Annotated in this window: 26 protein-coding genes, 1 tRNA gene and 1 other annotated feature; of the genes, 9 read left to right on the top strand and 18 right to left on the bottom strand. The window is 40.3% G+C overall.

The features are described from left to right. Nucleotides 1-205 precede the first annotated feature (205 nt). The 9 genes from FQT28_RS02980 to FQT28_RS02940 all read right to left on the bottom strand — a co-directional run bounded on the left by FQT28_RS02980 (nt 206) and on the right by FQT28_RS02940 (nt 7,667). Complete coding sequence (locus FQT28_RS02980) at nt 206-874, bottom strand: MIP/aquaporin family protein (RefSeq protein ID WP_125450260.1); 669 nt, start codon at nt 872-874, stop codon at nt 206-208. 111 nt (nt 875-985) lie between these two features. Continuing rightward, a complete protein-coding gene (locus FQT28_RS02975; RefSeq protein ID WP_143989372.1) occupies nt 986-1,777 on the bottom strand; it encodes a DUF2785 domain-containing protein in 792 nt (263 codons plus the stop codon). Nucleotides 1,778-1,837: 60 nt separating this feature from the next. Further along, complete coding sequence (locus tag FQT28_RS02970; protein WP_143989371.1) at nt 1,838-2,620, bottom strand: deoxyribonuclease; 783 nt, start codon at nt 2,618-2,620, stop codon at nt 1,838-1,840. 29 nt (nt 2,621-2,649) lie between these two features. Beyond that, nucleotides 2,650-4,446 (bottom strand): oligoendopeptidase F, encoded by a 1,797-nt coding sequence (gene pepF, locus FQT28_RS02965; RefSeq protein ID WP_143989370.1) that lies wholly within the window; start codon nt 4,444-4,446, stop codon nt 2,650-2,652. A gap of 10 nt (nt 4,447-4,456) precedes the next feature. Next, complete coding sequence (locus tag FQT28_RS02960; protein WP_143989369.1) at nt 4,457-5,200, bottom strand: 16S rRNA (uracil(1498)-N(3))-methyltransferase; 744 nt, start codon at nt 5,198-5,200, stop codon at nt 4,457-4,459. Between the two features lies 1 nt (nt 5,201). After that, nucleotides 5,202-6,152 carry a 50S ribosomal protein L11 methyltransferase gene (prmA, locus tag FQT28_RS02955; protein WP_143989368.1) on the bottom strand — a complete coding sequence of 317 codons (951 nt, stop codon included), beginning with the start codon at nt 6,150-6,152 and terminating at the stop codon, nt 5,202-5,204. A gap of 137 nt (nt 6,153-6,289) precedes the next feature. Beyond that, nucleotides 6,290-6,763 (bottom strand): GNAT family N-acetyltransferase, encoded by a 474-nt coding sequence (locus FQT28_RS02950; protein ID WP_143989367.1) that lies wholly within the window; start codon nt 6,761-6,763, stop codon nt 6,290-6,292. Beyond that, on the bottom strand, nt 6,756-7,187 hold the full coding sequence (locus tag FQT28_RS02945; RefSeq protein WP_143989366.1) for an NUDIX hydrolase: 432 nt from the start codon (nt 7,185-7,187) through the stop codon (nt 6,756-6,758). The genes FQT28_RS02950 and FQT28_RS02945 overlap by 8 nt, the downstream gene beginning before the upstream one ends. Nucleotides 7,188-7,196: 9 nt before the next feature. Beyond that, the gene (locus FQT28_RS02940; RefSeq protein ID WP_023935667.1) at nt 7,197-7,667 is read right to left on the bottom strand and encodes a DUF3013 family protein; all 471 of its coding nucleotides are present in this window, start codon (nt 7,665-7,667) and stop codon (nt 7,197-7,199) included. 115 nt (nt 7,668-7,782) lie between these two features. Here FQT28_RS02940 and FQT28_RS02935 point away from each other — a divergent pair, with 115 nt between their 5' ends. Beyond that, entirely contained in the window at nt 7,783-9,054 is a 1,272-nt protein-coding gene (locus FQT28_RS02935; RefSeq protein ID WP_143989365.1) for a replication-associated recombination protein A, read from the top strand. A 263-nt stretch (nt 9,055-9,317) separates the two neighbouring features. Beyond that, a tRNA-Lys gene (locus FQT28_RS02930) sits at nt 9,318-9,390 on the top strand. Between the two features lie 207 nt (nt 9,391-9,597). Here the strand turns inward: FQT28_RS02930 and FQT28_RS02920 are convergent. Continuing rightward, nucleotides 9,598-10,155 (bottom strand): TMEM175 family protein, encoded by a 558-nt coding sequence (locus tag FQT28_RS02920; protein WP_143989364.1) that lies wholly within the window; start codon nt 10,153-10,155, stop codon nt 9,598-9,600. A 320-nt stretch (nt 10,156-10,475) separates the two neighbouring features. Between FQT28_RS02920 and FQT28_RS02915 the strand changes: the two genes are divergently transcribed. Beyond that, a complete protein-coding gene (locus tag FQT28_RS02915; protein WP_143989363.1) occupies nt 10,476-11,621 on the top strand; it encodes a low temperature requirement protein A in 1,146 nt (381 codons plus the stop codon). 468 nt (nt 11,622-12,089) lie between these two features. On the opposite strand, the gene FQT28_RS02910 is transcribed toward FQT28_RS02915, so the two are convergent. Further along, complete coding sequence (locus FQT28_RS02910) at nt 12,090-13,571, bottom strand: M protein trans-acting positive regulator PRD domain-containing protein (RefSeq protein WP_143989362.1); 1,482 nt, start codon at nt 13,569-13,571, stop codon at nt 12,090-12,092. A 299-nt stretch (nt 13,572-13,870) separates the two neighbouring features. On the opposite strand from FQT28_RS02910, the gene FQT28_RS02905 reads away from it, so the two are divergent. The 5 genes from FQT28_RS02905 to FQT28_RS02885 all read left to right on the top strand — a co-directional run bounded on the left by FQT28_RS02905 (nt 13,871) and on the right by FQT28_RS02885 (nt 15,779). Beyond that, the gene (locus tag FQT28_RS02905; protein ID WP_084946313.1) at nt 13,871-14,107 is read left to right on the top strand and encodes a GlsB/YeaQ/YmgE family stress response membrane protein; all 237 of its coding nucleotides are present in this window, start codon (nt 13,871-13,873) and stop codon (nt 14,105-14,107) included. A gap of 95 nt (nt 14,108-14,202) precedes the next feature. Next, entirely contained in the window at nt 14,203-14,766 is a 564-nt protein-coding gene (gene amaP / locus FQT28_RS02900; protein ID WP_143989361.1) for an alkaline shock response membrane anchor protein AmaP, read from the top strand. A 10-nt stretch (nt 14,767-14,776) separates the two neighbouring features. Next, the gene (locus tag FQT28_RS02895) at nt 14,777-14,947 is read left to right on the top strand and encodes a DUF2273 domain-containing protein (protein ID WP_045616759.1); all 171 of its coding nucleotides are present in this window, start codon (nt 14,777-14,779) and stop codon (nt 14,945-14,947) included. An 11-nt stretch (nt 14,948-14,958) separates the two neighbouring features. Then, nucleotides 14,959-15,543, top strand: coding sequence for an Asp23/Gls24 family envelope stress response protein (locus tag FQT28_RS02890; RefSeq protein WP_143989360.1), 585 nt, complete (start codon nt 14,959-14,961; stop codon nt 15,541-15,543). A gap of 32 nt (nt 15,544-15,575) precedes the next feature. Continuing rightward, nucleotides 15,576-15,779 (top strand): CsbD family protein, encoded by a 204-nt coding sequence (locus tag FQT28_RS02885; RefSeq protein WP_045592539.1) that lies wholly within the window; start codon nt 15,576-15,578, stop codon nt 15,777-15,779. Between the two features lie 219 nt (nt 15,780-15,998). Here the strand turns inward: FQT28_RS02885 and FQT28_RS02880 are convergent, their stop codons facing one another. From FQT28_RS02880 to FQT28_RS02870, 3 genes are all read right to left on the bottom strand, one after another. Next, nucleotides 15,999-16,520, bottom strand: coding sequence for a hypothetical protein (locus tag FQT28_RS02880; protein WP_143989359.1), 522 nt, complete (start codon nt 16,518-16,520; stop codon nt 15,999-16,001). 69 nt (nt 16,521-16,589) lie between these two features. Further along, on the bottom strand, nt 16,590-17,114 hold the full coding sequence (locus tag FQT28_RS02875) for a thiol-disulfide isomerase (RefSeq protein WP_143989358.1): 525 nt from the start codon (nt 17,112-17,114) through the stop codon (nt 16,590-16,592). Nucleotides 17,115-17,216: 102 nt separating this feature from the next. After that, nucleotides 17,217-17,672 (bottom strand): GNAT family N-acetyltransferase, encoded by a 456-nt coding sequence (locus FQT28_RS02870; RefSeq protein WP_143989357.1) that lies wholly within the window; start codon nt 17,670-17,672, stop codon nt 17,217-17,219. 69 nt (nt 17,673-17,741) lie between these two features. Here FQT28_RS02870 and FQT28_RS02865 point away from each other — a divergent pair, with 69 nt between their 5' ends. Then, nucleotides 17,742-18,401, top strand: a complete 660-nt coding sequence (locus tag FQT28_RS02865; RefSeq protein ID WP_143989356.1) for a prepilin peptidase — start codon at nt 17,742-17,744, stop codon at nt 18,399-18,401. 51 nt (nt 18,402-18,452) lie between these two features. Here FQT28_RS02865 and FQT28_RS02860 read toward each other — a convergent pair whose 3' ends face one another. The 4 genes from FQT28_RS02860 to FQT28_RS02840 form a co-directional block, all read right to left on the bottom strand. Then, entirely contained in the window at nt 18,453-19,016 is a 564-nt protein-coding gene (locus tag FQT28_RS02860) for an aminodeoxychorismate/anthranilate synthase component II (protein ID WP_143989355.1), read from the bottom strand. A gap of 27 nt (nt 19,017-19,043) precedes the next feature. Continuing rightward, nucleotides 19,044-20,225 (bottom strand): tryptophan synthase subunit beta, encoded by a 1,182-nt coding sequence (trpB, locus tag FQT28_RS02855; protein ID WP_143989354.1) that lies wholly within the window; start codon nt 20,223-20,225, stop codon nt 19,044-19,046. A 162-nt stretch (nt 20,226-20,387) separates the two neighbouring features. Beyond that, nucleotides 20,388-20,619 (bottom strand) — a binding site (T-box leader). 34 nt (nt 20,620-20,653) lie between these two features. Next, the gene (locus FQT28_RS02845) at nt 20,654-21,883 is read right to left on the bottom strand and encodes a DegT/DnrJ/EryC1/StrS family aminotransferase (protein ID WP_185952347.1); all 1,230 of its coding nucleotides are present in this window, start codon (nt 21,881-21,883) and stop codon (nt 20,654-20,656) included. Between the two features lie 42 nt (nt 21,884-21,925). After that, nucleotides 21,926-22,618, bottom strand: coding sequence for a sugar transferase (locus FQT28_RS02840; protein ID WP_143989351.1), 693 nt, complete (start codon nt 22,616-22,618; stop codon nt 21,926-21,928). Nucleotides 22,619-22,711 lie beyond the last annotated feature (93 nt).

Here is a 22,711-nt window from a genome sequence, read left to right as displayed (position 1 = left end):
TCTTCGAAAATCTCTTCAAACCACGTCAATGTCGCCTTGCCGTAGGTATGTTACTGACTTCGTCAGTTCTATCTACAACCTCAAAGCAGTGCTTTGAGCAACCTGCGGCTAGCTTCCTAGTTTGCTCTTTGATTTTCATTGAGTATAAACAGATACGAAAAAGCCCTGTTCCTCAAGATGAGGAGCAAGGCTTTTTGAGTTTCAATTATTCTTCTGTTCCAAGAAAGTTTTTCGCAACAAGAGCTGCAAGAATACCACCAACGATTGGGGCAAGGATGAAAATCCATACTTGTTGAAGGGCTGCGCCACCTACCAAGACAGCTGGAGCCAAGCTACGAGCTGGGTTAACTGAAAGTCCAGTAATGTTCAATCCCACAAGGATCATGGCCATCAATGACAAACCAATCACCAAACCAGCGATTGCGCCATTGCCTTTGCTTGCTGATGTTACAGTCATGATAACTAGGACAAACAAGAAAGTTGCGATGACTTCAAACAAGAATCCACCAAAGACAGTGACACCGTTTGCCAAGGCATTTTCACCAAGACTTGCAGTTGACATACCTGAGTTAGACAAGAGGAGGAATACTGCAGCTGACGCAAGGAAAGCTCCAACTACTTGTCCAAGGATGTAGTTTACAAGTTCTGAAGATGACAAACGTTTGTTTACAAACATAGCGATCGAAACAGCTGGGTTCAAGTGAGCACCCGAAACAGTTCCGATTGAGTAGGCCGCAACCACGATTGCCAAACCAAAGGCAAAAGCAATTCCTAGGTGACCAAGGCCATCAAGACCATTTCCAAAAACAACAGCTCCTGTTCCGATAAACACAAGCATAAACGTACCGATTAGTTCAGCCACAAATTTTTTCATGATAAGTCTCCTTTTTTTCAAAACTATGTACCAGTCTATCAAAAGAAGGAAAGGGTTTCAAGAAAATTGACTGGAAAGTTCATTGAAAATCATGAAACGACTCTCTTATCCTTAGTACTGAAAGGATTGAATGGCTTCTTTCAAGTCATTTTGCAAACTATTCCTCTGGTCAAGTTGGATATAGACTTCCAACAGACAGGATCTGAAGTTGGAAAATTTATGGAAATCATTTGCTTCTTTCAGGGGAAATTCGACTGTTTGCAGCCAAGCAGTGAGTAGAGACGGTTCGATTTTCCCTCGTAAGATTGGTTCATAAAACGCTCTGGCTAACCGCCAATCTTCATCATTTGTAAAACGAATCTCAACACGTTTAAAGATTTTCCCAATGATTTCAAATGCTTCGGCTATATTTGACTTTGGAAAGCTAGGATGACATATAACTTCCGTCAAGAGATCACCCCCATGCGCAAATGCGTGGATCCAACCAAACTGAGGAGAGTAGCCCGTCGTCTCTTTTTCCTTTGTAAGATAGTGTAAGCCTTGATTTAGCATGGTAGACCTGATAGGAGAAGGCAACTGCTGGTAATAAAGTGATTCCTTAGTACCATCGCAGAACAGTAGATTGGCATAAATAAGTGCCCTAAAAGAACGTTTAAGAGCTGAAACTCCTCTACTATCAATCTCTTTGTATAGACCTTCATCAGAGGAGACCTCTTCTGAGATAAACTGAAACTGCTCAAGGGAAAACAACTCTTCTTGAATCCCTCTAGCAAAACTCGTAAAAACAAGTTCGTCTCGAATTTCTGGAGAGGGATCTCCCAAGTGCTCAAGCAACCACTGAATTTCTTCTCGGCTATAGCTTGGTTTTTCTTCTGTCACTTTTCTTTGTAATTCTTGATACATCCTAGTACCTCTGGATTTCTATTAGCTTATCAAAAAGCCATCCATAGATGACTTTCTTTCTTATTCTGTTTTCGATGGAGTTTTTCCTGCTGCAATCGCATCTGCTTCTGTCATCTCAACAACGTTAGCTTTATTCGTTTTTGAAGGCATTCTATCCTTACTATACCAATAAACTTTTGATTTCCCATTGTTTGCAACATAGACAATTCTATCTTGCTGTTGAGCTTTGGTTTCAGCTTCCTGTGCAATTCTTTTTTCTTCCTCTTTTTGAGAAATTGATGATTCAACCGCACCTATCCTATCAAGCAACTCTGTCTTTTTGTCGTTATTTTCAATCTGATTAACTGTTTCTTTAGCAGACTTCACTTGACTCGCATCTTGACTTTCTTCCAATTGTTTGACTAGGGTTTCACCTTTTTCTTGCAACTCCTTTGCAGCTTTTTCTTTGGCAATTCTCTCTTCTTCTGCTTTTTCTTTAGCTTTTTTCTCTTCTTCGATCCGTTTTGCCTCCTCTATACTAGATGAAGCATCGGTTGTTGAAGCTGTCGAGGCAGTAGATGTCGCAGTCTGCTTAGTTTCTGATTGAGAAGATGAAATTTTCTTTGTGACTGTCGGAGTTTGAAGAGCAACTGCAACAAAACTAACAATGAAAAGCCCTATCATTAGATTTCTTTTTCGGATATCTGGTGCTTTCTTTACAAAATACCAAATACCAACCCCACTCAAAACAAGATAGAGAGTAGGCAAAGCAATCAACAAAATGATTCCCAACAAGACTAGGCCTATTTTGATAAAGAGCATTCTTTGGGGATTTTGTTCCAGCCATTTTTTGATTCTATTCATATCGCTCTCCTAGAAATCTGTCTATTCCCTTACTCTCCCAACTGGGCACTGTAGGTCATAATCTGGTCAACTGTGTCAGACAAGAATTGGATGGTATCACGGAGTGGTTTATCTGTTGAAATATCCGCTCCGATAATCATGGCTGACTCAAGTGGTGTCTTACTGCCACCTGATTTGAGGAGATTGAGCCAGTCTCTAGCTCCATTCTCAGAGTTTTTCAGATGGAGATAACCCGCTGTTGAGATGACAAGTCCTGCAGAGTAAGTGTAACTATACAGGCCCATGTAATAGTGAGCTTGGCGCATCCAAGTCAGAGCTGCATCGTCATCAATCTCAATAGCATCGCCCCAGAATTCAGTCAAGACTTCCTTCATGATGCTGTTGAGCTTGCCTGCTCCAAAGGTTTCTCCTTCTTCGATAAGCGTATAAACCTTACGCTGGAAAGCCGCTTCCAAGAGATGGGTAATAAAGTTATGGAAGTAGGTATCTGTCAAGCGGTGGGCAAGAGCGAAGCGTTTTTGACGAGGGTCGTCAGACTGGTGTTCCAAATAATCACTTAAAAGCAATTCATTGAAGGTCGAAGGTGCTTCGACATAGTAGGTCGACATGTGTGCGTTAAAGTAACTTTGGTGATTGTCAGAAAAGATGAATTGACCAGAATGCCCGATCTCATGAATCAAGGTATAGACATCGCTCAAACGGCCTGTCCAGCTCATGAGGACATATGGATGCACACGGTAGGGATCAGCTGCATATCCACCAGAATCCTTGCCACTATTGGCAGCAAAGTCCACCCAGCGCTCTTCTTGGTAACGGGCAATTTCTTGAGTGTATTCTTGACCTAGTGGTTCTACCGACTTCATGACCAAATCATAGGCATCATCGATACTTACCTCAGGATTAAGGGCGCTATCCAAGTCCAATTTCCAGTCTGCAAAGGTCATCTTTTCAAGACCATTCACCTTGGCAACATGCTTGAGGTATCTCTGAGCAACTGGCGCAAAGTCCTTCATGATGAGGTCAATCTGGCGGTCAAACATGGCACGGTCTACTTCCTGCTTAGCTAAAAGATAATCAAAAACTGAGTCATAGCCTTTCATATCTGCCAGTAGTTTTTCAGATTTGACTTGAGCTAGATAGGCTGCTGCAGCTGTATTTTGGTGCTTATGTAGTCCATCTGAGAAGGAACGGAAAGATTTTTCACGAATTTCAGCATCTTCATGGTTTTGGTAGAAATTCTCATAAGTCACAAAGCTGTTTTTGTAGGTCTTGCCATGGGCTTCAAAGTCAGCCATTTCAAAATCCCCAGCTCGCATCTTAGTATAGATATCCTGCGGACTATAGAAAACTTCACCGAGGTTGGTCAAGGCCTTCTCCACGTCTGCCCCGAGATAGTGGGCTTTTTTGATTTTTGCCTGACGAATGGCAGCTGTTAAATGTGGCAGTTCACCCAAACGATCCAAGGCTTCCTCATCAGCTTCCACCAAGGCATCGTCAAAGAAAGTCAAGGCTACGCTGGCTTCTGTTTCAAATTCCATCCCAGCTTGGGCAATATTAGCAAATTCGTCATTGCTATAGTCTGTCGTCTGAGGCATAAAGGCATAATTGCCGATATGGCTCATCTGGATATAGATGTGTTCCAATTCTGCAAAGGCCTTTTCAAACTCCTCAAACGTATGAAGATTGCCCTTGTAGTCACGGCTAAATTGGTTGATATCTTCGCGAGTCTTTTCAATGGCACGCAAGAAATCCTCACGATCTTGGTATAGGGCGGTTAAATCCCAAAGTTCCTTTTCTGGAAATTCTGAACGGTGTTTTTGTTCCATTTTCTTCCTCTTATTTCTTTAATTCTAATAAAACACTAAGGGCTGATAAGGCGTAAAGCGGTGCTGTTTCCGCTCTTAGAATGCGAGGACCAAGTCCTGCAAGAACTGCTCCTTTGGCTTGAAAACTTTCAATTTCTGCAGGTGAAAGACCACCTTCTGGACCAAAGATGAAGAGCAATTTGGTTCCTTTTTCAAGACCAGTGACTGCTTGTAAGAGTGCAGCGACTTCTCCTTCTTTGGCCACCTCTTCATAGGCCACTACAATAGAGTCGAACTGGTCCAGTTGTGCTAGAAAGTCTGATTTTTTTTCAAAAAGACTAACACTCGGTACCCGATTTCGTTTGCTTTGTTCTGCTGCTCCAAGGGCGATTTTTTCTAGTTTCTCAACCTTTTTGCCCAATTTCTTGCCGTCCCACTTAGCAACCGACCAGTCGGCAGGAAAGGCCCAAATCTGGCTGGCACCCAGTTCCGTCACCTTTTGAGTGATGAACTCCAGCTTGTCTCCCTTGGGAAAGCCTGATGCGATGGTCACTTGGACGGGCAGTTCGACATTGTCAGCTAATTCCTCGAGCAATTCAAACCGACGAGTTTCCACATCTAGCACGCGCGCTAAGCGCTTAATGCCATCATCAAAGACCAAAACAACCTCATCGCCTTCTTTCAGGCGCATGACCTGAAACATGTGCTTGCTGGTTTCCTTGTCCTCGATGGTGATAGGGGAGATAGCACTTCCTTTGACAAAATACTGCTGCATGCTAGCCTCCAATCACACCTGAAATATCCTTGGTCTTCTTAAAGACACAGGCATTCCATTCCCCTTGAATCATATGAGTTTCAAGGAAAAATCCAGCTGATTCAGCCGACTCGCGCACCATGTCCCACTTGTCCTTAATAATCCCACTCATGATCAGGTAGCCTTCGTCCTTTACCAAACGATAGGCATCGTCCGTCAGATGGATGAGAATATCCGCCAAGATATTAGCCACAATGACATCTGCTTCAATCTCCACACCCTTGAGCAAATCTCCAGCAGCAACATGGATGTTTTCCATGCCAGGGTTGAGCTCAATATTTTCCTGAGCGACACGAACCGCTACGTCATCGAGGTCATAGGCGAAGATTTCCTTGGCACCAAGCAGCGAGCTGGCAATAGAAAGGACACCTGATCCAGTACCCACATCTAGCACCGTTTCACCACCACGAAGAACCTGCTCCAAGGCGAAGAGGCTCATCTTAGTAGTTGGATGCGTCCCAGTCCCAAAGGCCATACCAGGATCCAGTTTGATAATCTTTTCTCCCGCAGTCACCTCATAGTCTGTCCAAGACGGCACGATGGTCAAGTCATGTGTGATACGAGCTGGTTCATAATATTTCTTCCAGTTGTCTGCCCAGTCTTCCTCAGCCAAGGCAGTCGTCCCCATCTTGACTTCTCCTAGATCCATAAAATCTGTTAATTCTAGGAGACGAGCCTGTAAATCTGCCTCAACTGCCGCTACATCAACCGTTTCGGGATAGTAGGCTGTCACCACGATTTCTTCTTGCTGTTCCACCTCTGGGAAAATCTCGCCAAAGCGGTCAACATTTCCCACATAGTCCATGCTGTCTTCAATCGCAACACCTTGCGCCCCTAGCTCAATTAGGAGGTTAGAAACCAACTCCTCTCCCTCACGCTTGACTGTAACTTTTAACTCTTGCCATGTTTCCATAATTAAGATACCAAGCCCGTAAAACACAAAGCCAAAATAGGAAATTCTCTGAAGACGCTTGTGTCTAAGAGAAGTTTATCTTTTTGGCACAGTGTTTAGGGCGGGTTCAGTTTAGAAATTTAACTGAACTATCCTTTCTATTTCTCTATCCATTTTTTCATGTAGACCATATCCATGCCTTCTTTTTCAGGCTCAATATGGGTTTGATGGTAGCCATTCTTCTCATAGAAAGCAACCATGCCTACATCCTGTAATACCGTACACAAATCCCATTGTGTGATAGTTGGAAATTCTTTTTCCAGCAAGCTTAAACCTTTAGATCCATACCCTTTTCCTTGATACGGAGGTAAAATCGCTGCTGTTCCTAACCAAGCTTCTGTCAACTCTTCATTGGTCTGAACTCGTAAAAATCCGATGTTTTCGTCCTTTTCTTTTACAAAGTAGTAATAGCTATTAGGACGTTCAACCAATTTCCACTTGATTCGTTCGCGGTCCTCTAGATATGGATCATACTCATCTTGGTATTTCTCATAGACTGCCTTAAAACTGGCTCTTTGAATCGCAATGATGGTCTCTAAATCCTCTGCTCCTGCTCGTTCTAGTCTAATCATAGTTACTCTCCATATAATCCCTCACTCTATCCTGCAACTGGGGTACAACCTTATCTGAGCCAAGAAATTCCTCAATACTCATCAGTTTGTAGCCCTGCCCTTCATCACCAAAGACAATCTTGTCAAACTGTTCCGGAGTCAATTTTCCCACTAGAAAGACGGATTCCTTCCCCTCAAAAAGCATACTTGGGTACACCTTACTCCAAAGCAGGCAATCTTCAGTCAGATGAATTCCTAGTTCTTCGTAAACTTCACGCGCCGCGCACTCAAAAGGACTTTCATCACCTTCTCGTCCGCCACCTGGTAATTCCCAGGTATTAGGGTATGGAATATTTGATTTGTCATCACGTAAGATAGTTAAGAGCTTATCACCACAAAAGAGGGCAATTTTGCAACCTGTAAAATCAGAAATTTCTATTTCCATATCAGACTCCTAGTATCTCGGATAAGGGTAAAATTCTCCTTCTTCCAAGCCGACTTTTCCTTCTTCAAAGACTTCTTGGTTCCACTCCATGACGAATTCTTCTGCTTCTGGGTCTTCCAAAAAGTCCATGAGCGCATCTAGCCCAACCTCAGCAGTATCTTTAAGAAATAGCGCAAAATAAGCTAAAAATTCACGAGAAAATCCTTTTTTAGGCAGATAAGGAATGACCGTTAAATAATCTTCCTCATTAACAGTTGACTTTGCTGGATTGTAAAAAAGCACTGCTTCCTCAAAAAGAATATCATCTGACGACACCTCTCCGTCTTCATCCACCATCTCAACTCCTGCAGCGTTTTGCGCTTCCAATAGAAAACTCACTTCAACCGCGTGGTTGCGTTTGTCCCAACTAATCTCAAAGTCAAAGGGAAAGTTCTTGTCCAATTCTTCCTCTAAAACATCTAAAAATCCGTATGTTGCCATTTTGTCCTCTTTCTATGCGATTCTTTAATCGCCCCGAATACTCGGAAATATGCTAAAATAGATACTACCATCTTACCATATATACATCAGAAAATCCACGTTAGAAAGGACTGCTATGCCTGACAATCTCGCGCTTCGCATGCGCCCTAAAACCATCGACCAGGTCATCGGTCAAGAGCATCTGGTAGGACCTGGAAAAATTATCCGTCGTATGGTGGAGGCCAACCGCCTGTCCTCCATGATTCTCTACGGACCTCCAGGAATCGGCAAAACCAGTATCGCCTCTGCCATCGCTGGAACGACCAAGTATGCCTTTCGGACCTTCAATGCCACTGTTGATAGTAAAAAACGTCTCCAAGAAATCGCTGAAGAGGCTAAATTCTCAGGTGGCCTTGTACTGCTACTAGACGAGATTCATCGTCTTGACAAGACTAAGCAAGACTTTCTTCTACCACTCTTAGAAAGTGGTCTGGTCATCATGATTGGTGCTACGACTGAAAATCCCTTCTTTTCTGTCACTCCTGCCATCCGTAGCCGTGTTCAAATTTTTGAGTTGGAACCTCTGTCTAACCAAGACGTCAAAGAGGCTCTTCAGATAGCTCTAACTGACCCTGAGCGTGGTTTTGATTTTCCAGTTGAGCTAGATGAGGATGCGCTGGATTTCATCGCAACTTCTACAAATGGAGATCTTCGCTCTGCCTTCAACTCACTTGACTTGGCTGTTCTTTCGACTCCAACAAATGATAAAGGAATTCACCATATAACGCTTGACATCATGGAAAACAGCCTGCAGCGGAGCTATATTACTATGGATAAGGATGGCGACGGGCATTATGATGTTCTCTCCGCTCTACAAAAATCCATCCGTGGTTCGGATGTGGATGCCAGTCTCCACTATGCTGCCCGCTTGATCGAGGCTGGTGATCTGCCTAGTCTCGCTCGTCGATTGACTGTTATCGCCTATGAAGATATCGGCTTGGCCAATCCCGAAGCACAGATCCATACTGTAACTGCTCTAGATGCCGCTCAAAAGATTGGATTCCCCGAAGCTCGCATCCTCATTGCCAATATTGTCATTGATTTGGCGCTATCGCCCAAGTCCAACTCAGCCTATGTCGCTATGGACAAGGCCCTTTCTGATCTCAAAACATCAGGGCATTTGCCTATCCCTCGACACCTGCGCGATGGCCACTACAGCGGAAGCAAGGAACTAGGCAATGCCCAAGGTTATCTCTATCCCCACAACTATCCTGGAAACTGGGTCAAGCAAGACTATCTGCCAGAAAAAATCAAAGACCAGCACTATTTCACTCCGAAAGATACTGGCAAATACGAACGAGCCTTGGCACAACGCAAGGAAACCATTGATAAATTACGGGACTTGTGAAATCCTTTTCAAAAAAATAAATTTTCCTCTTGATTTTTTTTGAAAAAGTGGTATCATATAAACATAGAAACGCTGTGGTGTACGACTTCACACTTAAGTGTTGACCGACTATTTTTTGTATTATTAGGGAAACAAAAGTCTTCTAACAGCATGTAGGCCGTCTCACACGGAAACAGCTTCAGTTAGAGCGAGTTGCCCACCTGCTTAATTGCGCGGGTTCAATACAAACCGTGAAGTTTCGGCACCAATACAGCTTTTTCTTTGCCTCCTTAGCTCAGTTGGTAGAGCAGTAGACTCTTAATCTATGGGTCGCAGGTTCGAGCCCTGCAGGGGGCATCTAAATCAACAGGAAAAAGCCTTGATTTATAAGGCTTTTTTGCTTGTCTATAACTGATTTGCCCCATCATTTGCCCCACATTTTTTTATGAGCAATCTTTCCAGACATCTCTAATTTGATTAAATTCTTCAAAAATTTTCTCTTCTAAGAAGATGGTTTTGTCAGGCTCACAGCGCAAAGAAAAAAGCCTGTCTGCTGACAAGCCTTTAGATAGACCTAGGTAGGACGATAAAGACTGCGGTAACCAAGACTGCTAGCATAACCCCTGGCGGGAAGACAGTCAAGGTTAAAACCATCCCAACTAATTTGATGACAATATCCAAGGACATCCAGCGGTTATGAGCCTTGGTGATGGTCTGTGCTTCTGAGTTTTTAGCAACTTTTGATAACTTCTCATACATCCAGACATTGGTGAAAGTAACCAAGAGGACGACAATACCATACATGGTCTGGGCAACAGAGCTGTTGAAGTTATCAGCTACAATGCTGGTCGTGTAAGGGAAAAAAGATGAGAAAAAGAGCAACAGCATGGAAATCCATACCAGCTTGTTATTGATTTTCTCCACACGGTCCCAAGCGCGGTGCATATTGACCCACATGGTGCCAATCCAGAAAAAGGACACCGTATAGGCAAAGAAATTCATGCGCAAATCAAAAACCGCATCCCAAGTCAGACTCGCTGGCTTCTTCAACTCCAAAACCAAAATGGTCATAATGATAGCAATGACGGCATCTGTGAAAGCCACCAAGCGTTCTTTTGACATTTCCAAAATTCTACCTCCTTGTGCTAAGTTCCATTATAACATAAGAACACCAACAAAGCCGCACGAACTTTCTACAAATGTAAAAGGCCAGCTGACCCCTCAGCCAACTTTCTTTCGGGAAATTTGTCTCTCTACAGGTTTCAAACAACTTTCTTCTGATTTATGAGACTATTATATAAAACGGAAACCGACAAGTAAATGACAAAAGAGGTCAAGGTTTTGACAATTCGCGTCACATGAAGTTATTTAAGCATCTCCTTTTCTTTTATTATCATTTTCTGTTATAATAAATTGTACTTCTAAAATAGAAAGGTCTTAAGATGACAACTCTTATTAAACATAAACGTGTAGAATTTTCAGAACTTTTTTATGACTTAGTTTTTGTTTTTGCAATTTCAAAAGCAACTACTTTAATTGAGCATCTTCATAACGGTATTTTGACTTGGAATTCTTTCCTTGATTTTTTCATGGCTGTCTTGGTTCTCACTGATTCATGGATGATTCAAACCGTTTATACCAATCGCTATGGAAAGAACTCTTTATTTAACATGGTAATCATGTTTATCAAAATGGGACTTTTACTCTTTATAGCCAATATGATTGGACCTGATTGGCAACAATATTTTCATTATCTTTGTTGGGCTGTTGGTACATTAACCTTTACCTTATTTTTACAATATTTGGTTGAATTTTTTAGAAAATCAACCGATAATGTTGAACGGGAAAGTATCAAAGGTTTTCTATGGATAACAGGTCTAGGAAGTTTAGGAGTCTATCTAGCAGCTCTTCTTCCTATTTACGTTGGAGTCTCTGTCTTATTTGCTAGTATTCTGCTAACATTTATTATGCCAATTATCTTGTTTAGTAAAGATAAGCATTACCAGGTAAATCTCCCCCATTTAATCGAGCGCATCTCCCTTCTTGTCATTATTACGTTTGGAGAGATGATTATGGAGCTAGCTAACTTCTTTACAATCGAGAATTTCTCGATTTATTCGGTTCTTTATTTCATTATTATGCTTTCTCTGTTCTTGTTTTATTTTGGTCAATTCGACCATGCTATTGATGAAAAATCTAATCAAAAGGGACTATTTCTAATTTACAGTCACTATCCTATTTTCATTGGACTTATTATGATGACCGTTTCGATGAGTTTTCTTCTGAATCCTGAAGCTAATCTTCTCTTTGCAACCATCTTCTCTTATATCGGATTTGGCCTCTTCCAAGTTGCTGTCCTAGTAAATGGGCCCTGTAACAAACACTATCTTCGCTATTCGAAAAGTTACTACTGTGTCCAAGCGACACTCTATCTGGCTGCCTTGATTCTCTCTTTAATCTTTGCTTCTAATCCTATAATAGTAGTGAGTATTACAACCATTTTAGCTCTAGCTATAGCCATTCATTTTATTTATTTTTATATGACACAGAATAAAAAATATTCCAAATCTAACTGGGAGTTATTTTAATGAGTTTATAACATAAAAAAAAGCTTTGGAAACCAAGGCTTTTTTTCATTAATTTGTTTTTCCATTTTATCCTCCAATTTGATCTCGCACTGACATTTGTTTATAACAAAACTATATATCTAGAATAGCATAAACATTAGGTATTATAGGTTTTCAAACCAAATACGAGTCATTCGTTTTTGCCCCACTTTTGCCACGTTTTTAAAGCCTGACATTGAAAACACCTAGAAGTATTTCCCTAAAATCAGCTATATTTCAACACTTTTGTTTATTTTCAATATGAAAAGTTCTTACAAATTCATGCAGGGGGCATCTAAACAACAGGAAAAAGCCTTGTAATATTGGGCTTTTTTTTGCTTGTTCCGAACTAAAACATGACAAGATTTTTAGGATATTCTGAGTTTAGTATAGAGGAAATTCTTTTCTCATAACAAAAAACGCTATATAGCGTTTTTTTGTTATTCTTAGTTACTCGTCTAATCGAATAAACATCATTGCGTTAAGCAAAGAGATGAGAGCGACTGTATTGACATTATTGGAATAAATCAGTCTCTTATTTTCAATAGGAGGAATAATAAAATTAGAAATAATGATGTCGTAAGGTGATTCCTTTAGAGAATCAAGGGATAACTCTAATTCACTCCAAACCTCCAGTTCAAAATTGTTGCTACAATAGTAAGAAAGTGTCTCTGCTACTGATTTTGCATGATACTGATCAAAATTACTCATAACTAAAACCTTTAATTTAGGTTGATTTTGTAAAAGATTCAGCACCAAGTGTTTGCTATGAGTGATAAAAGTATAAGACAAATGATTAACCTTCATTGAATTACGATCCATATCCAAAGTCTCTAGATAATGTTCAATCCCTTCCTTCACCTCTGAAACAAAGCGAGGGAAAATATTTTGAAAGTTCTTGATTGTATTGCCTTTTTGATCAAATAAGATAAACTCTGTCGATAATTCCTGACGATGAAGATGTGCCGTATTGTGCAGATGCCAAATCAGATTGTCCTTATTGTCTACTTGAAGATTATACTCTCTCGATACCTGATCCACTAAATCTCCCAATAACTGATACGATTTTTTTACATAGCTATCAGTTTTTGCATAGTTCAAGAATACTTCTTCATCTATGAAAAACATTTTTTGAAAATAGGATACAAACAGTTGACCGATCACTTCTTTATTCAGAGAGATCTGATATTCAGAGTCAAAGCTCGCTACAATGTCTTCGATTCCTTCTGCCTGCATGAACGACTCTAACAATTGGTTGTTAAAAGAATTTTTCTCAACTTCCAAGAAATGACCAAACTTTATTCGGTATAAATTCGTAACAAGGAGTAACTTTAACATTCGTTGAGTGGCGAAATTGACAGGAAATGCAGTTTCTTTATAGACCAGTGCCAACAGCTTACACAAGGGTTCTACCGAAAAATCTTCAAAGGGCCATTCAAGGAAATAATATTTCTCTGAAAAATACTGGGCAAAAAAGTAACGGATATCAATTTCATTTCCAGTAATTCGAACTGGATTGAGGTTGATTTCAAAACGATATTGTTTCTTTATGATTTTATTAATGTGACTGACGATACGGTAAAGAGAGGAAGAACTGATATAAAACTCTTTGCAAATACTATCAGCATCACATCCTTCATTAAAGAAAACAAATTCTAAAATTGAAAAGTGGGTTGAATGCTTAAAAAAATGATGATAGACCATTTCGATATCACTATCGTCAGTATTTATGATACGGATACCGTTTGTTGAGGAATGAAATATCAAATCAGGAAAAGAAGACCTGACTTGAGACAAGTCATCTTTTACAGAACGTTCTGTACAGTGCAATAATTCTGCTAGTTCCGAAATATGAAACCAGCGTTTGTTTTCAAATAGTAATTCTAATAATTCTAATTGTCTGTAACTTTTTTTCGATAATAAATCTCTCATGAATAGCTTTTCTCTCTTTATAATAAAATAAACGATTGTCTTTCAATCTTCATGCAATTATACCATATAATAAAGCGTATTTATCCTCTTACAACAACTTTTGCTTACTACAAAAAGACTAGTCTAATCACTTAGAAACTCAGTAGAATCAAGCTTTTCTTATTTATCTGTATCTATAGTACATGTTTACAGTAGGGAATTTAAGACGAACTATTATCTTTCCAGATTTAAATATTATATAATTAACTTAATCAAAGGAATTGATTCTTTGATTAAGAAATAGAAAAGGAGGATACGCTATGCTGTGGTCTATTATTGTAGGAGGCCTTATCGGTCTCATCGCAGGTGCAATCACTAAAAAAGGTGGTTCAATGGGAGTAATTGCTAACATCTTTGCAGGACTTATAGGTTCATCTGTTGGGCAATCACTTTTTGGAAGTTGGGGTCCTTCCTTGGCTGGAATGTCTATTATTCCTTCAATTGCAGGTGCAGTGATTGTTGTTGCTGTCGTTTCATTCCTACTAGGAAAAAAATAAAATCCACCTAGTAGGCATAAAGTGATGAGCTATAATTTTAAATATTTTAGACGGGTAAGATTATAGTTTAAAACTTTTTATTGAAAGGATTTAATATGTCAAACTCAAAGAAAATACTACTACTTATTTTCTGTATTTTAATCTTGACTATTTTCCTTCCTATTCTCATAGATTATCACGAAGTCAGTGATTTAGGAATTCAATTGTTTAGCTGGAGACAGCTCTATCTTGAATTCGTAATTTCTAGATATATCTTTTGGGGGACACTTGTCCTATCTGTTTTAGTTTTAATTTCAATGTTAGTGATACTCTTTTATCCTAAACAATATCTAGAGATTCAATTAGAAACTCAAGAAGATACATTAAAACTAAAAAATTCAGCTATCGAAGGCTTTGTTCGATGTTTGGTTATTGATCATCAGTTGATTAAAGAACCAACGGTCCATGTAAATAGCCGAAAAAATAAATGTTTCGTTTCTGTTGAAGGGAAAATTCTTCCTTCCGACAACATCTCAAAACGATGTCTTGTCATTCAGAATGAAATAACTCATGGATTAAAGCAGTTCTTTGGTATTGAACGTGAGGTAAAACTTGAAGTTAAAGTAAAAGAATTTGAACCTCCAAAAACGACCAAAAAGACTGTTAGTCGTGTAAAGTAAGGAAGTAAAAATGGAATGGTTTAAAAAATATCAGTATCCAATTATTGCAGGTCTAGTAGGTGTCATTCTCGCTTGCTTTATCTTATCCTTTGGCTTTTTCAAAACACTCTTTGTGTTAATCTGTGGAGGCTTAGGGGCATTTGCTGGATATTATGTTAAGGAAAAATATTTAAATAAATAAAGGAGTCTCGTATGTCAAACGTAGATAAAAATGTAGAAAAAAAAGATACCGCTGTTGTTTCTCAAGATGTTAAGGGGGAACTCACTTATGAAGATAAAGTAATCCAAAAAATCATTGGTCTTTCACTTGAAAAAGTATCTGGACTTTTGGATGTTGATGGAGGATTCTTCTCTAATCTAACAGAAAAAATTATCAATACTGATAACGTAACACGCGGTGTTAACGTTGAAGTTGGTAAAGAACAAGTTGCAGTTGACTTGAACGTTGTTGTTGAATACCAAAAGAATGTTCCAGCTTTGTACAAAGAAATCAAAGATGTTGTAGTATCACAAGTTACAAAAATGACTGATCTAGAAGTTGTTGAAGTCAATGTGAATGTTGTTGATATCAAAACTAAGGAACAGCATGAAGCAGATTCAGTTAGCCTTCAAGACCGAGTAACTGACGTGGCTTCTTCAACAGGAGAATTTGCTTCAGAACAATTTGAAAAAGTGAAATCTGGTATCGGTTCAGGTGTTGCTGCAGTCCAAGAAAAAGTCGGCGAGGGTGTTGAAGCTGTAAAAGGTGAAGCAAACGAAAAAGCTCGCGTACACTAATTCTAAGTAAATAAATTAAAGGAGGCAGAATCATGTCAACAGAAGAAAAATTTAACCAAGCAAAAGGTTCCATTAAAGAAGGTGTCGGCAAAATGATCGGCGATGAAAAAATGGAAAAAGAAGGAACAGCTGAAAAAGTTGTTTCTAAAGTAAAAGAGGTTGCTGAAGATGCTAAAGATGCTGTTGAAGGTGCTATTGAAGGTGTTAAAAACATGCTTCACAAAGACGAAAAATAAGCCTAAACGTTAATTGACCTTTTTATCTATAGTAGTCAAAAAGAGGATCGCAAATGTCCTCTTTTTTTGTAGATCGGATTCTAAACACGCTTCCCAATTTTCGCTAAAAGGTATTGTCAACAGGAAAAGCTCTGGTTTCAGGGCTTTTTTTGCTTGTTTAAAATAATATCTCCCTTTTAAAGAAAGAAAATTTAAAAGGTTGCACACTACTAGACGTGCTTATTTATCCACCACCTGTGCTTCAAATTGGGCTGGTTGGTTGTCTACGTTGGTAATGGTAATCGTGTAGGGCTTGTTATAGGTGGCATCAAACACTTTTTCACCTTGGTAACTCACAACAACTCCATCTTTTACTAAATAAATATCTGGTTGGCTGTTTGGAAGTTCTTCATCCTCCTCGTCCAGACCATGGCTTTTTATAATTTTTTGTTCCTCTACTCCATAATATACATCACCGTTTCTCTCACTCCAAACACCAGAACCAGTTAATTTAATTCTGCTTGAATCGTTTTTCTCCAAGATGAAGATTGAATAGTATTCCAAATCTTGTGTTCTGGGATTTACTCTTAAGTTGACAGATTGACCTGGTTGAAGAGTGTATTTGCCATAGTTCAAAACTGAAAAGATAAACCAAACTAGTAGCAAACTATACAAGAGTCCTATAATCATTCGTGAGCGCCTACTTTTAAACAAACGTAAAAGTAAGACAAAAGAGACGATAAAAAGCAATTCTGTAAACATTTTATCCCCCCTTTCTCATCATCGTTGACATTCTGCACAGAGTCTCGTATCCATTTCTCACTAGTAACATCAACCATACAAAGTCTGATACATCTTATCTAGAAAAACTTTCAACTCTGTTCGAACAATCTTTAACAGGTGTTCTTCTTTGGCTTGAGAGATGGTCACACTTTCTTTTTTATGATTACTAATATGAGAATAGTAACTACGTTTTAGGGTTAATTGATTATCTAAAATATAGTAGGCATTTATTTGTTCCTCATTTACCATTGTTTCAAATAAAACCGAGACTTCATCCCTACTAGGATTCAACATTTTCAAATCGATGTCTCCTTTTATCCCTATGGAGTCAATTCCTCCATCCAAGCGGATGGCACCGTCAGGGGGAACAATATAACCTGCTTTTCGCATGTCAGACGCATATTTTCCTGAATCCATTAAATGTTGTAAGACAGCTATATTGTCCTGTTCTTCAAAGGAAGCCTTTAGTTGGAACCGTTCTTGGTGGATTTGATAGTGAAAATAAAGATTGATACCAACAACTAAGGCAAGTACAGAAGCGAGCAAGATTCGTATTTTTCTACATCTCGACATGTTTATCTCCTCTATCTAAGAAATCATAGAAATTTTGTTTCCAACTTTGAAAGGTAACTGCCTTATCCTTGAAAATCCTTGGGACTCTGACTCAAGTGACTGCTATCTACCCTTTTTCATGATGTATTTTCGTATAGGTACTTCAACCATTTGAACGATTTCAAATCCTTCTTTTTGGTAAAGCTTGTGAGCTGTTTGATTTGCCTCGTAGACATTTAGAGAAATAGTATCTATGTTTTCATTTTCAAAGACCAAACTTACAAATTTCCTTAAAGCCTGGCTACCTAAGCCTTGCCCCTGTTTCTGGGGATTGATAAAAAATCTCCCGATATGAAGATTCTTGTCTTCTAGCCTGATTCTCTGGATAAGCCCCACAAACTCTTGTCCATCAAAGATTGAAAAGATTCCTTCCAAATCTTGCAAGACTTGAATGGTCAAGGGAAAAGGAATCATTGTTCCCATCCATTGTTCTTGAAAGGATTTGCTAAGGGAGTTGGACCATTGGCATACAAGTTGAGCATTTTCTATACTTACCTTTTCTTCAAAACGAATCGTCATCTTTGCCTCACCATCTTAACTATGTTTCTCCATTATACTACTTCTCCCATTTTTTACGAATAGATAAGTATGAATGATCTTTATTTTTTTCTTGTCGGGAGCATTCTCGCTTCTTTCTTGGGTTTGGTCATTGACCGTTTTCCAGAGCAGTCTATTATCTTTCCTTCTAGTCACTGCGATTTCTGTCAGGCTCGCTTGCGTCCGCTAGATTTGATTCCGATTATCTCTCAAGTAATTGGTCGCTTTCGCTGTCGCTATTGTAAGGCTCACTATCCATTCTGGTATGCCCTCTTTGAACTAGGCTTAGGACTCCTCTTTCTAGCTTGGTCTTGGGGCTGGATTTCCTTGGGTCAAGTCATCCTGATAACTGCCGGTTTGACCTTGGGCATCTACGACTTTCGCCATCAGGAATATCCCTTACTAGTCTGGATGACTTTTCATATAATCCTCATGGCTTTCTGTGGTTGGAGTCTGATTATGCTCTTCTTCCTTGTTCTAGGAATAATAGCCCATTTTATCGATATCCGCATGGGAGCAGGTGATTTTCTCTTTCTGGCTTCTTGTGCTCTCGTCTTTAGTGTGACAGAGTTGCTCATCTTGATTCAGTTTGCTTCTGTGACGGGGATCATAGCTTTTCTCCTGCAAAAGAAAAAGGAAAGACTTCCTTTTGTGCCTTTCCTCTTACTTGCTGCTTGTTTGATTATTTTTGGTAAGCTAGTAATTCTTTGATAATCCTGCTCTCTTTTATGGATGGTTTTTCCATTAAGTGAAATTTTCCAGTTAAATTACTTTCTCAATAAAATTTCGAATAGTGGACAAACCATCTGGCGTGCCAATACTTTCTGGATGATATTGGAAGCCATAGATGGGCAAAGTCTTGTGTTGGAAGCCCATTATGACTTGATCATCTGTCGAACGAGCTGTAACTTCAAAATCTTCGGGTAATTCCTCTACCATAAGACTATGGTAACGCATGACTGAGCAGTTGTTCTCTATTCCATCATAGAGAATGGATGGAACTTCAAATTGTAGCTGGCTTTGCTTGCCATGCATAACCTTAGGAGCTAGACCGAGTTTTCCACCGAATGCCTCAGCAATAGCCTGATGTCCAAGACAAATCCCTAAAATTGGTTTTCGGCCTGCAAAATCTCGAATCATTTCCTCCATCTTTCCAGCATCAGCCGGCCAACCAGGTCCAGGTGAAAAGACAAGCGCTTGAGCCTTTTCCGCGACTTGATAGAGACGAGGGTCATCGTTTCTTAAGACCTCAACAGGAGAAAAATTTCCGATATACTGAGCTAGATTATAGGTAAAAGAATCGTAATTATCAATCAATAAAATCACAGTTTTCTCCCTTTAGTCTTGAAATGATTAGTTGTTTTTAGCTTCAATGTAGTCTGCAATGGCAGCTACGTCCTTGTCTCCACGACCAGAGACATTGATGATGATAATCTCATCTTTACTTAGTTTCGGTGCACGTTTAACCGCTTCTGCGATAGCGTGCGAACTTTCGATCGCTGGGATAATCCCTTCAGTCTTGCTTAGAAGGAGCAAGGCTTGAACAGCTCCTTCATCTGTCGCTGCTACGTATTCTACGCGGCCAGAATCTTTGAAGTAGGCGTGTTCTGGACCAACCCCTGGATAGTCCAAACCAGCTGAGATAGAGTAAACTGGCGCCAGCTCTCCGTCTTCCTTAAAGACTGCATAGGTCTTCATACCATCGACAATTCCGACACTACCCTTTGTCATAGTGGCTGCATGCTTGTCTGTGTCAAGTCCATGACCGGCAGCTTCGACCCCAACCAATTTGACTTCTTCATCAGCCACATACTGCGAAAAAGCACCGATGGCATTTGAACCACCACCTACACAGGCAATGACGTAGTCTGGTAAACGACCTTCTTTTTCTAAGATTTGACGGCGAGATTCTTCACTGATGACCTTTTGGAATTCATGAACAATGGTAGGATAAGGATGAGGACCTACAGCAGATCCCAAAACGTAGAAGGCTTCAAGGTCATTCATCCATGCTCCAAAGGCTGCATCAACCGCATCCTTAAGAGTTCGTGTCCCCGTTTCAACTGCGTGAACGGTCGCTCCCATCATCTCCATACGGAAAACATTGAGACGTTGACGCTCCACATCTTCTGCCCCCATGTAGACATCACAAGCCATACCAAACTTGGCTGCAGCTGCTGCTGTCGCAACACCGTGCTGACCAGCTCCTGTTTCTGCGATCACTCGTTTTTTGCCCATACGTTTGGCAAGAAGGATTTGTCCTAAAACGTTATTGAGCTTGTGAGAACCAAGGTGATTAAGATCTTCGCGCTTGAGATAAATCTTAGCGCCACCTAGGTGGTCTGTCAAACTTTCCGCAAAATAGAGTGGTGTTTCGCGACCAGAATAATCCTTCAAGTAATGGCGAAATTCTGCCAAAAATTCTGGATCATCCTTGTATTTGTCAAATGTCACTTCCAACTCATCCAACAAAGCCTGAATCGGCTCCGGTACAAAACTACCACCAAATTGTCCAAAATAACCTTTAGTTGTCATAAAAATTTCCTTCTTTCTGTATGAATTCGGCTTTTTGTTTGCTTTTAGTAGTAGGCAAGGAGCTGCAGATAGAACTCAAGTTCATCAAAGCGACTTAACGTCCTAATAAAAGATAAACAAAATGACCGAAAGAAAAAAGCCCACACACAGAATCCACTTCCATGTGAGGGCGTTGGTAACGCGGTGCCACCTCAATTATAAAGGGACTATCCCCCTTTACATCTCTACCTTGTCTAACAACAAGTTGCACTATAAGGTGTGCGCACCGAATTTTCATTGTTTCAAATTCATTTTTTAAATCAGCCCACTTTCACTACTTCCAACCACCTGTTCACAATCACCACAGGCTCCCTGAAGATCAAACATAGTTACTTTTCTGATTTATTGAGAATATTATATGTTATTGTTCTATCCTTGTCAAGATTTTTTTATGATTTTTTTCCAGAACCGAGGATTTCTTCGGAAATTCTCACCAAAGTCTGAACGATGTAATCAACTTCTTCATCACTTAATTTTGTATGAAGAGGAAGGGTAATTTCATTTTCAAAGAAGGCATAGGCTCTTGGATAATCTGCCATATCAAAACCAAGATTCTTATAGGCTGTCAAGAGAGGAAGTGGTTTGTAATGTACGTTACTTGCAATTCCTGCTTTAGCCAATTCTTGGATGATGAGGTTGCGTTCTTCTAAGCTTGCTCCTTCTACATGGGTGATGTAGAGGTGACGACAAGATTCGACAGTATCAGTCTTGTGTGCCAATGGGTGAATACGAGTACCCGCAAAACCACGATCATAGCGGTCCACGATGTCCTTACGACGTTGCAACAAACCAGGGTAACGATCCAATTGTACCAAACCAATCGAAGCCATGATATCCGTCATATTGCACTTGTAGGCAGGTGTTACGATATCGTACTCCCATGAACCCAATTGCATCTTAGCAAGAGCATCCTTAGTTTGACCATGAAGGGAAAGGATTTGAAATTCCTTGTACATTTCTTCGTCGTCAATCGCCGGATTGGCCTTCCAAGTCGCACTTCCTCCCTCAGCAGTTGTAAAGTTTTTAACAGCGTGGAATGAGAAGGAAGTAAAGTCAGCAATAGAACCAGCTGGTTGCCCTTTGTAAGTAGATCCCAAAGCATGGGCACTATCAGAGACAATCACGATACGGTTAAAGGCCTTTTGCCACTTGCTAGCAGCTGTAAAGAGATCACGTTTTTTCTCCACGACTTGGAACAAACGGTCATAGTCGCAAACAATCCCTGCAAGCTCAACCGGAATAATCACCTTAGTTTTCTCAGTAATAGCTTGCTCTAGCAAGTCATAGTCCATTTCAAAAGTATCTGCTTGGATATCCACCATGACAGGTGTTGCTCCTACGTGTGTGATGACACTACATGAAGCTGTATAGGTCATGGCTGGAACGATGACTTCATCACCTGGTCCCACTTCCAAAACGCGCAAAATCAACTCAAGAGCGGCTGTCGCAGAGTTGAGGCAGACAGTCTTAGGCGTCTGTGTGTATTGGGACAAGCGACGCTCCAGTTCTTTTGTCTTAGGACCTGTTGTGATCCAACCAGAACGAAGGGTATCCGCTACTTCAGCAATTTCAGCTTCGGTAATATCGGGTGGTGAAAATGGAATATTGTAATTTGGCATTGATTTGCTCCTTTTATCTGTACTCATTTTCTCATGACTACTTTATTTTAGTACCTCAAACACGGTTTGAAACATGATTTTGATGTCTCCAAGGAAACTAAACTCTCGGAGATAGGCGAGGTTATAGCGCATCTTTTCAGGAAGGACGTGTTCGACATAGGCCTGGTCAACTGACAGACCTTTCTCCGTCATTTGACTGATGATGGTGTCCTCATCCTTGTAGTTGATGCTGGCTGGAGAGGTGATTCCTGCTGGCAAGAGCAAGGTCGCCATCATTTCAGGACTATACTGCTCGGTGTAACGTGGCACCTCAGGTCGTGTCCCAACAAAGGACATCTCGCCTTTAAGGACATTGACCAGCTGAGGTAGTTCGTCCAAACGCACACGGCGAATGAAATTTCCCACTTTGGTAATACGGCTATCGTTAGCAGAAGTCACTAGACTTCCTTTTTTATCCGCATCCGTTACCATGGTACGGAACTTCCAAATCTTGAACGGACGGTTGTACTGGGTCACACGCTCTTGCTTGTAAATGACAGGTCCCTTGCTATCCAACTTGATCCAAATGCTCAAGATAAGAAAGACTGGGGAAGTCAAAATCAGCAAGACCAGGGCCAGAACCCAGTCCAGGCAACGCTTGAAAATCAGCGAACCCTTCCTTTTAGAGACAAGCTGGTAGTAAGACTCAACCTCGCTTGATTGCATTTCCACGGGCAAGTCTTCCCATTTCAGCATGCTGTTTCTCCTTTGTTTTTATTATACTATTTGTCAACATTTTTCATTATACCACAAAATGGAAAAGGCGGTGCAAGAAAGCTGTAATTTGGA

Source organism: Streptococcus oralis (genome assembly GCF_901543815.1).
GTDB classification, from domain to species: domain Bacteria; phylum Bacillota; class Bacilli; order Lactobacillales; family Streptococcaceae; genus Streptococcus; species Streptococcus oralis_CM.
Note: the sequence above shows the minus strand (reverse complement) of the source record. Positions and strands in the feature narration are given on the sequence as shown.